General features: G+C 68.4%; 8 protein-coding genes. 2 read left to right on the top strand and 6 right to left on the bottom strand.

What is annotated here, in order from left to right; genetic code table 11:
• Window positions 1-68 precede the first annotated feature (68 nt).
• Window positions 69-1,118: a glycosyltransferase family 2 protein gene (locus OG802_RS21150; protein ID WP_329412696.1), complete on the bottom strand. Its 1,050-nt coding sequence runs from the start codon at window positions 1,116-1,118 to the stop codon at window positions 69-71.
• A gap of 140 nt (window positions 1,119-1,258) precedes the next feature.
• Between OG802_RS21150 and OG802_RS21145 the strand changes: the two genes are divergently transcribed.
• A complete protein-coding gene (locus OG802_RS21145; protein WP_329412694.1) occupies window positions 1,259-2,536 on the top strand; it encodes a hypothetical protein in 1,278 nt (425 codons plus the stop codon).
• Between the two features lie 105 nt (window positions 2,537-2,641).
• Here the strand turns inward: OG802_RS21145 and sigJ are convergent, their stop codons facing one another.
• Window positions 2,642-3,604, bottom strand: coding sequence for an RNA polymerase sigma factor SigJ (gene sigJ, locus OG802_RS21140; protein ID WP_329412692.1), 963 nt, complete (start codon window positions 3,602-3,604; stop codon window positions 2,642-2,644).
• Between the two features lie 148 nt (window positions 3,605-3,752).
• Here sigJ and OG802_RS21135 point away from each other — a divergent pair, with 148 nt between their 5' ends.
• Window positions 3,753-4,277 (top strand): carboxymuconolactone decarboxylase family protein, encoded by a 525-nt coding sequence (locus OG802_RS21135; RefSeq protein WP_329412691.1) that lies wholly within the window; start codon window positions 3,753-3,755, stop codon window positions 4,275-4,277.
• Between the two features lie 228 nt (window positions 4,278-4,505).
• Here OG802_RS21135 and OG802_RS21130 read toward each other — a convergent pair whose 3' ends face one another.
• The 4 genes from OG802_RS21130 to rplJ form a co-directional block, all read right to left on the bottom strand.
• Window positions 4,506-8,405, bottom strand: coding sequence for a DNA-directed RNA polymerase subunit beta' (locus tag OG802_RS21130; protein ID WP_329412689.1), 3,900 nt, complete (start codon window positions 8,403-8,405; stop codon window positions 4,506-4,508).
• Between the two features lie 110 nt (window positions 8,406-8,515).
• Window positions 8,516-12,001: a DNA-directed RNA polymerase subunit beta gene (gene rpoB, locus OG802_RS21125; RefSeq protein ID WP_329412688.1), complete on the bottom strand. Its 3,486-nt coding sequence runs from the start codon at window positions 11,999-12,001 to the stop codon at window positions 8,516-8,518.
• 575 nt (window positions 12,002-12,576) lie between these two features.
• Window positions 12,577-12,957 (bottom strand): 50S ribosomal protein L7/L12, encoded by a 381-nt coding sequence (rplL, locus tag OG802_RS21120; protein WP_329412686.1) that lies wholly within the window; start codon window positions 12,955-12,957, stop codon window positions 12,577-12,579.
• Window positions 12,958-13,083: 126 nt separating this feature from the next.
• Complete coding sequence (gene rplJ, locus OG802_RS21115; RefSeq protein WP_329412684.1) at window positions 13,084-13,614, bottom strand: 50S ribosomal protein L10; 531 nt, start codon at window positions 13,612-13,614, stop codon at window positions 13,084-13,086.
• Between the last annotated feature and the right edge of the window lie 122 nt (window positions 13,615-13,736).

Genomic DNA, 13,736 nt, shown 5'->3' with positions numbered 1-13,736 from the left:
AGGTATGAGCGTACCTAGCGCACTGACTTCGGTCAAAACAGAAAGCCCGGCCGCCGACACGCCGGGGTTCAGGAAGGCTGCCCCAGCCGCTGCGCGGGCGGAGCCGCCCGGTCCGCGTCACCCGTCGGCACGGACTCCGCGGACGGCCCGCCCTGGTCCCCCGCGGCCGCCGTGTCGCGGCCCACGAAGTACGTCGGCCGGTTCTGCACGGCCGTGTAGATACGGCCCACGTACTCGCCGAGCAGCCCTACGCAGACCAGCTGGACGGCCCCGATGAACAGCACGCCGATGAAGAGGGACGTCCAGCCGGGCACGGTGTGCTGGAAGGCGTGGGCGCTCAGCGTGTAGACCATCAGCCCGAGGCAGACCAGGAAGGCGAAGCCGCCCAGCCAGGTGGCGATGCGCAGGGGCGCCGCCGAGAAGCCGGTGACGCTGTCCACGGCCAGCCGGATCATCCGGCCCAGCGGGTACTTGCTCTGACCCGCCGGCCGCGGGGCCCGCTCGTAGGCGACCTCGCCGCTGGGGAAGCCCAGCCAGGGCACCAGGAGACGGTAGACGCGCTGCTGGTCCGGCAGCGCCTTCAGGGCGTCCACCGCGGCCCTGCTGAGCAGCCGGAAGTCGCCGGCCTGGGCCGGCACCGACGGGCCCGCGAGACGGCGCACCAGGCGGTAGTACAGGCCCGCCGTCCACCGCTTGAAGCCGGTGTCGCTGGCCCGGTCGGCCCGGATGCCGTAGACGATGTCCAGGTTCTCGGCGCGGGCCAGCGCGAGCATGTCGGGGATCTTCTCGGGCGGGTCCTGGAGGTCGGCGTCGATGCTGACGACATACGCGCCCACGGCACGGTCGAGGCCCGCGGTGAGAGCGGCCTGGTGCCCGGAGTTGCGGCGCAGCCCGATCACGCGCAGTTCCGGCCAGCCGAGCCGGAAGGCGTCCAGGAGCGCGGCCGTGCGGTCCGTGGAGCCGTCGTCCACGGCGACGACCTCGTACGGGACGCCGAGGCCGTCCAGGACCGGACGCAGGCGGCTGACCAGCGCGGGAAGGACCTCTTCCTCGTTGTACATGGGTATGACGACCGACAAGACGGTCGCCGCGGCCGTGGTCGTCGGCGCTTCGGACACCCGTCCTCCCCCCACCTGTGGCGCACATGTGCGACTCTGTTGCGATCTTATGACCGCACTCTTATGACCAAACGTCACGATCATCCGGACACGGCACCGCCCCTGGCCGTCCGGCGATCGGCCGAGGGGGGACCCCAGCCATGAGCACGGCTTCCAGCGACACGGCGACGGATCCCGCCGTGCCGGACGGGCCGACGGAGACGTCGCGGCGACAGCGCCGCCTCGCCCTGCCCGACGGGGTACGACCGTACCTCGCCCCGCTGCTCCTCTACGGTGTGACGAAGCTCGTCGGACTGATCGTGTTCGTGCGGCTCCTGGAGGCGGCGGACGAGTACCAGAAGAAGAACCCGCGCTTCGGCGGCGGCGCGCACTGGTGGGACGTGCTCGCCACCTGGGACGGCTGGTGGTACCTCCAGGTCGCCGAGAAGGGCTACGAGCCCGGCCCGCTGGTGAAGCTGGCGCCCGGCGGGCTGTTCACCGTCAAGCAGAACTCCGTGGCGTTCTTCCCTCTCTATCCGGGCCTGATCCGGGGCGTGTCGGAGATCACCGGCCTCGGCCTGTACGGATCGGCGATCGCGGTCTCGGTCCTGGCCTCGTTCGTCGCGGCCGCGGGCGTGTACGCGGTGGTCTCGACGCTGGCCGGCGCGCGGGCGGGCACGATCGCGGCCGGTCTGTGGGCGCTGGCGCCCGGCGCGGGCGTGGAGTGGGCGGTCTACTCGGAGTCGGTGTTCGTCGCCATCGCCGCCTGGTGCTGCTACTGCGTGATGAAGCGGCACTGGGTGGCCGCGGGGCTGCTGGCCTTCCTCGCCGGCCTCAACCGGCCGACGTCCGCCGCGCTCATCGGCGCGGTCGGGCTGGCCGCGATCGTCACGCTCGCCCGGCCGCAGAGCAGACGCGAGCACGGGGTCGCCGGACCCGTGTACGCCATGATCGCCGCGCCGCTGGGCCTGCTCACCTACGTCGTCTGGGTCGGCCTCGAGGCGGGCGACCTCACCGCCTACTTCACCCTCCAGCGTGAGGGGTGGGCGCACTACTTCGACTTCGGCGCCTACACCCTGGACGTGCTGGGCAACACGGCGATCGGGCACAACGACTACCTGTTCGCGTTCTCCGTGCCCGACCTGCTGGCCGTCCAGCTCGTCCTGGCCCTGCCCTTCCTGATCGCCCTGATGCTGCGCAGAAGGCCGCCGCTGGTGCTGGTCGCGTACACCCTGGCGAGCGTCGTCGCCGTCCTGGGGACCCAGCAGATGTTCGGCAACACCGGCCGCTACCTGCTTCCCGTCTTCCCCCTCCTCCTGGCCCCGGCCGCGGCGATGAGCCGCCTGAAGTGGCCGAGCCTGACGGTGTTCTTCGCCACGGCGGCCGTCGCCTCGGGCTGGTACGCCCACTTCGTCATCTTCGAGCTGGGCATCCCGTAGCCGACGCGCGCGCGGGGGCCGGACGCGCGCGTCCGCCAGAGACCGGGACGCCCGGGCCGAACCACCCCGGTGCCGGGTGCACCGGCCCGCGTGGCGCCCCCTCGGCTAGCCGTGCGGTCGGGCGCCCGCGGTCCCGTCACGGTGACCTGCCGTCCACGGCCGGAGCTTGTCGGGGTTTCGCACGGCCCATACGCGCGTGATCCGGTCGCCCGCGACGTCGAAGGCGTACACGGTCACGACGACGCCCTCGCGCTGCGCCACCAGACCGGGCCGGCCGTTGACGGCGCTCTCGCGGATCGTCAGGCCGGCCTGCCTGTCCAGGAGAGCGACGAGGCCGCGCGCCAGCCTCTCGGCGCCCTGGACCGGGAGGCGCACGGTGGTGGCGAGACCGCCCCCGTCGCCGGTCGCCGTGACGTCCGGGTCGAGGAGAGCGATCAGGGCCTCGACGTCCTTGGCCTCCCAGGCCTGCTTGAAGCGCCTGACGACGGCGGCCTGCCCGGCGGCCGGGGACGCGGACGTCCCCGAGACACGAACGCGCCGGCGGGCCGACGACGCCAGCTTGCGGCAGGCGGCCGGTGTGCGGCCGACGATCTCGGCGACCTCGGCGAAGGGGTAGCGGAAGACGTCGTGGAGGACGAAGGCGACGCGCTCGGCCGGCGTCATCGCCTCCAGTACGACGAGGAACGCCATGCTGATCGACTCGTCGAGGGTGACGCGGTCGGCGGGGTCGGCGGTGGCGCGGCCGCCCGGCCACGGCGCCGGGTCGGGCAGCGGCTCGGGGATCCAGTCGCCGACGTAGCTCTCCCGCCGGGCTCGTGCCGAACCCAGGACGTTGAGACAGACACGGCCGGCGACCCTGGTCAGCCAGGCCCCGGGTGAGTCGACGGCCTGCCGCTGCTGTGGGGACAGGCCGTACCAGCGAGCGTAGGTCTCCTGCACGGCGTCCTCGGCCTCGGCGAGGGAGCCGAGGAGCCGGTAGGCGAGGTTCATCAGGTGACGGCGCTCGCTGATGATCACGCTCAGGTCGGGGTCGGGCCCGCCGTCGCCCGGCTCGGATCGGGTGGTCATGGTGTCGTCGGCTCCCTCGGTCGTGTCCGCGTCCTCTCCGTACGACAAGACAGCGCCCCCGAACGTGACGCCGGCGTCCCTCACATTCCGAGCGCCTGTCTTGTCGACACCGGTGAGACGTCATCCGGCACTCAGGAAGGAACCTCGCATGACCGCGTACCCGACGACCGGCACGACCGGCACGACCGAGCAGGACGGCATCCGATCGCGTCTGCCCGACCCCGCCCACCTCTTTCCCGAGCTGGCGAAACTCTCCGCCTCCCTGCGCAACGCCGTCCGCAACGGCCCGGTGCCGCAGACCACCGTCGGCCTGGCGCTGCTGCGCGCCGCGCAGATCGTCGGCAGCACCTACCACGCCCTCCCGCTGACCGAGAGCCTTCGCAGGAGTGGGGAGAGCGAGAGGCGCATCGCCGCCGTGGCCACCTGGCAGGACGCCCCGTGGTTCAGCGACGCCGAACGGGTCGCGCTGGAACTCGTGGAGGCCGTCCTCACCCCCAACCCGTTCGGAGAACGCGTCGGCGACGACCTGTTCGCCAGAGCGTCGGCGCTCTACGACGACGACGCGCTCTGGACGCTCACCGTGGCAATAGGCCACTTCTGCCTGTTCGTGCCGGTCGCCCTCGTCGGCAGGCCGATCCCCGGCAGGCCCATCGGGAAGAACTACAGCAAGTAGAGCAGCGGGCGCGGTCGGCGCCACGGCGCCGCCCTCGCAGGCTCTCTCCTGCCCTCTCCTGCCCTCTCCTGCCTGTGGACCCCCTGGGCGGGTTCCCGGGTCCCGGTGGCCCGGGCAGGGGCGGGCCGGGGCCGCCGGACGAGCGGCAGGGGCCGCCCAGGACGCGCCGAAGGGCGGTCACCCCGTGCTCAACGGGGTGACCGCCCTTCAGTGGTTCAGACCTACGCCTTACTGGTTGTACGGACCGTAGTCGTAGTCCTCCAGCGGAACGGCCTGGCCGGAGCCCGTGCCGAACGGCGAGTAGTCGATGTCGTCGTAGCCGACGGCCGAGTACATCGCGGCCTTGGCCTCCTCGGTCGGCTCGACCCGGATGTTGCGGTAGCGGGACAGGCCCGTACCGGCCGGGATGAGCTTACCGATGATGACGTTCTCCTTCAGGCCGATGAGGCTGTCGGACTTGGCGTTGATCGCCGCGTCCGTCAGGACTCGGGTCGTCTCCTGGAAGGAGGCGGCCGACAGCCAGGATTCCGTCGCCAGCGAGGCCTTGGTGATACCCATCAGCTGCGGACGACCGGAGGCCGGGTGACCGCCCTCCTGGACCACACGACGGTTCTCGACCTCGAACTTCGAGCGCTCGACGAGCTCGCCGGGCAGCAGCTCGGCGTCGCCGGACTCGATGATCGTCACACGGCGCAGCATCTGCCGGATGATGATCTCGATGTGCTTGTCGTGGATCGACACGCCCTGCGAGTTGTAGACCTTCTGGACCTCGCCGACCAGGTGGACCTGGACGGCACGCTGACCCAGGATGCGCAGCACGTCGTGCGGGTTGGTGGCGCCCACGGTGAGCTTCTGGCCCACCTCGACGTGCTCGCCCTCGCTGACCAGCAGACGGGCGCGCTTCGAGATCGGGAACGCCGTCTCGTCGCTGCCGTCGTCCGGCGTGATGACGATCTTCTTCGTCTTCTCGGTCTCCTCGATCCGCACGCGGCCGGAGGCCTCGGAGATCGGGGCGACACCCTTCGGGGTACGGGCCTCGAAGAGCTCGACGACACGCGGCAGACCCTGCGTGATGTCGTCACCGGCCACACCACCGGTGTGGAAGGTACGCATCGTCAGCTGGGTGCCGGGCTCACCGATGGACTGGGCGGCGATGATGCCGACCGCCTCACCGATGTCGACCAGCTTGCCGGTGGCCAGCGAGCGGCCGTAGCACATGGCGCACGTGCCGACCTGCGACTCACAGGTCAGGATCGAGCGGGTCTTGACCTCCTCGACGCCGTGGCGCACGAGCTGGTCGATGAGCACGTCGCCCAGGTCCACGTTGGCCGGCGCGATCACCTTGCCGTCGATGACGACGTCCTCGGCGAGCATGCGGGCGTAGACGCTGGTCTCGACGTCGTCCGTCTTGCGCAGAGCGCCGTCCTCGCCGCGGACGGCGATCTTCAGCTTCAGACCGCGCTCGGTGCCGCAGTCCTCCTCGCGGATGATGACGTCCTGCGAGACGTCCACCAGACGACGGGTCAGGTAACCCGAGTCGGCGGTACGCAGGGCGGTGTCCGCGAGACCCTTACGGGCGCCGTGCGTGGAGATGAAGTACTCCAGCACGGACAGGCCCTCACGGAAGGACGCCTTGATCGGACGCGGGATCGTCTCGTTCTTGGCGTTCGACACCAGACCACGCATACCGGCGATCTGCCGCATCTGCATCATGTTTCCTCGGGCGCCCGAGTCAACCATCATGAAGATGGGGTTCGTCTTGGGGAAGTTCGCGTTCATCGCCTCGGCGACCTCGTTGGTCGCCTTGGTCCAGATCGCGATGAGCTCCTGCGTGCGCTCTTCCTTGGTGATCAGACCGCGCTCGTACTGCTTCTGGACCTTCTCGTCCTGAGCCTCGTAGCCCTTGACGATCTCGACCTTCGCGTCGGGAACGACGATGTCGGAGATGGCCACGGTGACGCCGGAACGGGTCGCCCAGAAGAAGCCGGCCGCCTTCAGGTTGTCGAGCGTCGCCGCCACGATGACCTTGGGGTAGCGCTCGGCCAGGTCGTTGACGATCTCGGAGAGCTGCTTCTTGCCCACCGAGTAGTCGACGAACGGGTAGTCCTCGGGCAGCAGCTCGTTGAAGAGCGCGCGGCCCAGGGTGGTGCGCAGGCGGAAGGTGTCGCCCTGCTGCCACTCCGGCTCGCCCTCCTCGCGCGCCGGCGGCGTCCAGCCACGCGGCGGGATGGTGCCCACCGGGAAGCGGATGTCGACCTGCGACTGGAGCGCCAGCTCACCGGCGTCGAACGCCATGATCGCCTCGGCCGTGGAGCCGAAGGACCGGCCCTCGCCCTTGGTGTCACGCAGTTCGCCGTCGGTGGTGAGGAAGAACAGACCGAGGACCATGTCCTGGGTCGGCATCGTCACCGGACGGCCGTCGGCGGGCTTGAGGATGTTGTTCGAGGACAGCATCAGGATGCGGGCCTCGGCCTGCGCCTCCGCGGAGAGCGGCAGGTGGACGGCCATCTGGTCACCGTCGAAGTCCGCGTTGAACGCGGTGCAGACGAGCGGGTGGATCTGGATGGCCTTGCCCTCGACCAGCTGCGGCTCGAAGGCCTGGATGCCGAGGCGGTGCAGGGTGGGCGCACGGTTCAGCAGCACCGGGTGCTCGGCGATGACCTCTTCGAGGACGTCGTACACGACCGTGCGGCCGCGCTCCACCATGCGCTTGGCGCTCTTGATGTTCTGCGCGTGGTTCAGGTCGACCAGGCGCTTCATCACGAACGGCTTGAAGAGCTCCAGCGCCATCGCCTTCGGCAGACCGCACTGGTGCAGCTTCAGCTGCGGACCGACGACGATCACGGAACGCGCGGAGTAGTCCACACGCTTGCCGAGCAGGTTCTGACGGAAGCGGCCCTGCTTGCCCTTGAGCATGTCGGACAGCGACTTCAGCGGACGGTTGCCGGGGCCCGTGACCGGGCGGCCGCGACGGCCGTTGTCGAAGAGCGCGTCGACGGCCTCCTGGAGCATGCGCTTCTCGTTGTTCACGATGATCTCGGGCGCGCCGAGGTCGAGAAGCCGCTTCAGGCGGTTGTTGCGGTTGATCACACGGCGGTACAGGTCGTTCAGGTCGGAGGTCGCGAAGCGGCCACCGTCCAGCTGCACCATCGGACGCAGGTCCGGCGGGATGACCGGCACGCAGTCGAGCACCATGCCCTTGGGGCTGTTGCTGGTCTGCAGGAACGCGGAGACGACCTTGAGGCGCTTGAGCGCGCGGGTCTTCTTCTGGCCCTTGCCGGTGCGGATGATCTCGCGGAGCTTCTCGGCCTCCTCGTCGAGGTCGAAGGACTCCAGGCGCTTCTGCAGCGCCGCGGCGCCCATCGAACCGTCGAAGTACGTGCCGAAGCGGTCACGCAGCTCGCGGTAGAGGAGCTCGTCGCCCTCCAGGTCCTGGACCTTGAGGTTCTTGAACCGGGTCCACACCTCGTCGAGACGGTCGATCTCGCGCTGCGCACGGTCGCGCAGCTGCTTCATCTCGCGCTCGGCGCCTTCGCGCACCTTGCGGCGCACGTCGGCCTTGGCGCCCTCGGCCTCCAGCTCGGCCAGGTCGGTCTCGAGCTTCTTGGCGCGGGCCTCCAGGTCGGAGTCACGGCGGTTCTCGATCTGTTGACGCTCGACGGAGACGTGCGCCTCCAGCGAGGGCAGGTCACGCGTGCGGCGCTCGTCGTCGACGAACGTGATCATGTACGCCGCGAAGTAGATGACCTTCTCGAGGTCCTTGGGAGCCAGGTCGAGCAGGTAGCCCAGACGGCTCGGGACGCCCTTGAAGTACCAGATGTGGGTGACGGGAGCGGCCAGTTCGATGTGGCCCATCCGCTCACGGCGCACCTTGGCGCGGGTCACCTCGACGCCGCAGCGCTCACAGATGATGCCCTTGAAGCGGACACGCTTGTACTTGCCGCAGTAGCACTCCCAGTCCCGGGTCGGACCGAAGATCTTCTCGCAGAAGAGTCCGTCCTTTTCCGGCTTGAGCGTGCGGTAGTTGATCGTCTCGGGCTTCTTGACCTCGCCGTGGCTCCACTGACGGATGTCGTCAGCGGTAGCCAGACCGATCCGGAGCTCGTCGAAGAAGTTGACGTCGAGCACTATGCGTCAATCCCTCTCAGGGTTGTAAGTCTTGGGGTCTGAAACGGGGGTCCCGGGGCCGGCCGGAGGTTCAGGGATCTTCATCGCCGAACCTCCGGACCGGACTCCCGTCAGACCTCTTCGACGCTGCTCGGCTCGCGCCGGGACAGGTCGATGCCGAGCTCCTCCGCCGCGCGGAAGACGTCCTCGTCGGTGTCACGCATTTCGATGGACATACCGTCGCTGGACAGCACCTCCACGTTCAGGCAGAGAGACTGCATCTCCTTGATGAGCACCTTGAAGGACTCGGGGATGCCGGGCTCGGGGATGTTCTCGCCCTTGACGATGGCCTCGTAGACCTTCACGCGGCCGGTGACGTCGTCGGACTTGATGGTCAGGAGCTCCTGGAGGGCGTACGCGGCGCCGTATGCCTCCAGCGCCCACACCTCCATCTCACCGAAGCGCTGACCGCCGAACTGCGCCTTACCGCCCAGCGGCTGCTGGGTGATCATCGAGTACGGGCCGGTCGAACGGGCGTGCAGCTTGTCGTCGACCAGGTGGTGGAGCTTGAGGATGTACATGTACCCGATGGAGATCGGGTCCGGGAACGGCTCGCCGGAGCGGCCGTCGAACAGCCTCGCCTTGCCGGTCGGCTGCACCATGCGCTCGCCGTCGCGGTTCGGGATGGTGTGGTTCAGCAGACCCGCCAGCTCGTCCTCACGGGCGCCGTCGAACACCGGGGTGGCGACGTTGGTGCCCGGGGCGACCTGGTCGGCGCCGATGACCTGCAGGCGCTGCGCCCAGTCCTCGCCGAGACCGGAGACGTCCCAGCCGCGGCTGGCGAGCCAGCCGAGGTGGATCTCCAGCACCTGTCCCGGGTTCATTCGGGACGGCACACCCAGCGGGTTGAGGATGATGTCGACCGGGGTACCGTCCTCGAGGAACGGCATGTCCTCGATGGGCAGGATCTTGGAGATGACGCCCTTGTTGCCGTGACGGCCGGCGAGCTTGTCACCGTCCGTGATCTTGCGCTTCTGCGCCACGTAGACGCGGACCAGCTGGTTCACGCCCGGCGGCAGCTCGTCGCCCTCTTCACGGTCGAAGACGCGGACGCCGATGACCTTGCCGATCTCGCCGTGCGGCACCTTCAGCGAGGTGTCGCGGACCTCACGGGCCTTCTCGCCGAAGATCGCGCGCAGCAGGCGCTCCTCCGGGGTCAGCTCGGTCTCGCCCTTGGGCGTGACCTTGCCGACCAGGATGTCGCCGGCGACGACCTCGGCGCCGATGCGGATGATGCCGCGCTCGTCGAGGTCGGCGAGGACCTCCTCGGAGACGTTCGGGATGTCCCGGGTGATCTCCTCGGGGCCGAGCTTGGTGTCACGGGCGTCGACCTCGTGCTCCTCGATGTGGATCGAGGAGAGGACGTCGTCCTGCACGAGGCGCTGCGACAGGATGATCGCGTCCTCGTAGTTGTGACCCTCCCACGGCATGAACGCCACGAGCAGGTTCTTGCCGAGCGCCATCTCGCCGTTCTCGGTGGCCGGGCCGTCGGCGAGGACCTGACCGGTGATGATCCGGTCGCCCTCGTTGACGATGACCTTCTGGTTGACCGAGGTGCCCTGGTTGGAGCGCGAGAACTTGGCCAGGCGGTACGTGATGTACGTGCCGTCGTCGTTGGTCGTGGTGATGTAGTCCGCGGAGACCTCCTGGACCACACCGTCCTTCTCGGCCTTGACGACGTCGCCGGCGTCGACGGCGGAGCGGTACTCCATGCCGGTGCCGACGAGCGGGGCCTCGCTCTTGATGAGCGGCACGGCCTGGCGCATCATGTTCGCGCCCATGAGGGCACGGTTGGCGTCGTCGTGCTCGAGGAACGGGATCATGGCGGTCGCGACCGACACCATCTGGCGCGGCGAGACGTCCATGTAGTCCACGTCGTCACCGGGGACGTAGTCGACCTCGCCGCCACGGCGGCGGACCAGGACGCGGTTCTCGGTGAAGCGCATGTCGTCGTCGAGCGTGGCGTTGGCCTGCGCGATGACGAAGCGGTCCTCCTCGTCGGCCGTCAGGTAGTCGACCTCGTCGGTGACGACGTCGCCGTCGACCCTGCGGTACGGCGTCTCCACGAAACCGAACGCGTTGACGCGGCCGTAGGAGGCGAGCGAACCGATCAGGCCGATGTTCGGGCCTTCGGGCGTCTCGATCGGGCACATGCGTCCGTAGTGGGACGGGTGCACGTCACGGACCTCGAAGCCGGCCCGCTCACGGGAGAGACCACCCGGGCCAAGAGCCGACAGGCGGCGCTTGTGGGTGAGACCCGACAGCGGGTTGTTCTGGTCCATGAACTGCGACAGCTGGCTGGTGCCGAAGAACTCCTTGATGGAGGCGACGACCGGCCGGATGTTGATCAGGGTCTGCGGCGTGATCGCCTCGACGTCCTGGGTCGTCATCCGCTCGCGGACGACTCGCTCCATACGCGCCAGACCCGTGCGGACCTGGTTCTGGATGAGCTCGCCGACGCTGCGCAGACGACGGTTGCCGAAGTGGTCGATGTCGTCGGTCTCGACGACGATCGACGTGCCGTTGTCGGAGGTCGTCTCCGTCTCGCCGGCGTGCAGCTTGACCAGGTACCTGATCGTCGCGATGACGTCCTCGACGGTCAGCACGCCCGCGTCGAGCGGAGCGTCCGCACCCAGCTTCTTGTTGACCTTGTAGCGGCCGACCTTGGCCAGGTCGTAGCGCTTGGGGTTGAAGTAGAGGTTCTCGAGCAGCGTCTGCGCGGCCTCACGCGTGGGGGGCTCGCCCGGACGCAGCTTGCGGTAGATGTCGAGCAGCGCGTCGTCCTGGCCCTGGGTGTGGTCCTTCTCCAGGGTGGCGCGCATGGACTCGTACTCGCCGAACTCCTCGAGGATCTGCTCGGTGGTCCAGCCGAGAGCCTTCAGGAGCACGGTGACGGACTGCTTGCGCTTGCGGTCGATGCGGACACCGACCATGTCGCGCTTGTCGATCTCCATCTCCAGCCAGGCGCCCCGGGAGGGGATGATCTTGGCGGAGAAGATGTCCTTGTCGGACGTCTTGTCGATGGAGGAGTCGAAGTAGACACCCGGCGAACGGACCAGCTGCGACACCACGACACGCTCGGTGCCGTTGATGACGAAGGTGCCCTTGTTCGTCATGAGCGGGAAGTCGCCCATGAAGACGGTCTGGGACTTGATCTCGCCGGTCTCGTTGTTCGTGAACTCGGCCGTCACGAAGAGCGGGGCCGCGTACGTGAAGTCACGGTCCTTGCACTCGTCGATGCTGTTCTTCGGCGGCTCGAAACGGTGGTCGCGGAAGGTCAGCGACATCGACCCGGAGAAGTCCTCGATCGGGGAGATCTCCTCGAAGATCTCCTCCAGACCGGACTTCGTGGGGACGTCCTGACCGGACTCGAGAGCCGCCTCGACCCGACTCTGCCAGGCGGTGTTTCCGAGCAGCCAGTCAAAGCTCTCGGTCTGCAGCGCGAGCAGGTTGGGAACCTCGAGGGGCTCCTTGATCTTTGCAAAGGAGATGCGCAGCGGGGCGGTGCTGGCGGCGTTGTTCGTATTCGCGGTCGAGGCGTTGCGCGAGGCGGCCAAGAGGGGGTCCTTCCGAGGGCTCGGACTCACTACGCGCGTACCGGCCCCTCTCTCGCGCACGGAGACGGACAGTTCCCGATCCGGCTGATGGCCGGGTGGGAGACGTCTGATCGTCCGGGTTCAAGGGAGGGCATGCCCCTGGTGACGGGCAGGGGACAGCTAACAGGCAGCGCAAAGGGTCAGTGTAGCCACTTGGCACACTGATGTCCAGTGCGGGTATTTCGCGACCCTCGTGGTTCTCAACGCCCTCGGTCCGGTAGCCCTCAATGCACGGTGATACTGCCCTCTTCGCCGTCGATCCATGCCTCGGATTCGGATCCTTGTGACGACGCGTCCTGAGAATTGCGCGCTGCGTGCGGTTCGTCAAGGCCCCCTGGCGCGAACCGAGGGCCCGGAGACAGAACGAAGATCACCATACCCCCCGCTCAGAGGGGTGCAAGGCAACCGTGGCCACACCCCCGGGAACGACGAAGAGCGACCACCCAGATGGATGATCGCTCTTCGGTGCGTGGGCGTTACAGCCCCCGTGGGGGGAGTTTCAGCCTCCGCTCGCGGTCGTCGCCGACCGCGGGGTGTTACTTGACCTCGACCGAGGCGCCGGCGCCCTTGAGGGACTCGGCGGCCTTCTCAGCGGCCTCCTTGGCGACCTTCTCGAGAACGGGCTTCGGAGCGCCGTCCACGAGGTCCTTGGCCTCCTTCAGACCCAGGGAGGTCAGCTCGCGCACGACCTTGATGACCTGGATCTTCTTCTCGCCGGCGCCGGTGAGGATGACGTCGAACTCGTCCTGCTCCTCAGCGGCCTCGACCGGCGCGCCGGGGGCGGCGGGGCCGGCGACGGCGACCGCGGCGGCGGCGGTGACGTCGAACTTCTCCTCGAACGCCTTCACGAACTCGGAGAGCTGGATGAGGGTCATGCCCTCGAACTCGGCGAGCAGTTCGTCCTGGGTGAGAGCCATGACGGCTTTCCTTCCACTAATTCGGCTGGTGCCGGTATGTACATGTCTGGCGGGCGTACGTTCGGCCCGCTAACGACCGCTGCTTCAGGCGGGCTGCCTCAGGCGGCGGTCATTTCGGGAGCCGAATTACTCGGCACCGCCCTGCTCGGCCTGCTTGGCGCGAAGAGCGTCCACGGTGCGGACGAGCTTCGAGGGAAGCGCCTGGAAGAGCTGAGCAGCCTGAGTCTGCTTGCCCTTGAAGGCACCCGCCAGCTTGCTGAGCAGAACCTCGCGGGACTCGAGGTCCGCAAGCTTCTTGATCTCGTCGGCGGACAGCGCCTTGCCGTCAAGGACACCGCCCTTGATGACGAGGTTCGGGTTGTCCTTGGCGAAGTCACGAAGACCCTTCGCCGACTCCACCGGGTCACCGGTGATGAAGGCGACCGCCGTCGGACCGTTGAACAGGTCGTCGAGCGTGTCGATCCCGGCCTCGTTGGCCGCAATCTTGGTCAGCGTGTTCTTCACCACGGCGTACTGGGCGTTCTCACCGAGCGAACGACGCAGCGTCTTGAGCTGCGCCACGGTGAGACCCCGGTACTCGGTCAGCACGGCGGCGTTCGAGCTGCGGAACGACTCCGTCAGCTCGGCTACCGCGGCAGCCTTGTCGGGCCTTGCCATGAGCGTCGGCCTCCTTCCGGGTGATGAGGACCGCTCAGAAGGGGCTGTGACAGACGAAACGCCCCGGCGCAGGCGCACGGGGCGTAGCTCGACCGCAAGAATTCCGTGAGGATTTCTCTCGG

It is taken from the genome of Streptomyces sp. NBC_00704 (assembly GCF_036226605.1).
Taxonomy (GTDB): domain Bacteria; phylum Actinomycetota; class Actinomycetes; order Streptomycetales; family Streptomycetaceae; genus Streptomyces.
Note: the sequence above shows the minus strand (reverse complement) of the source record. Positions and strands in the feature narration are given on the sequence as shown.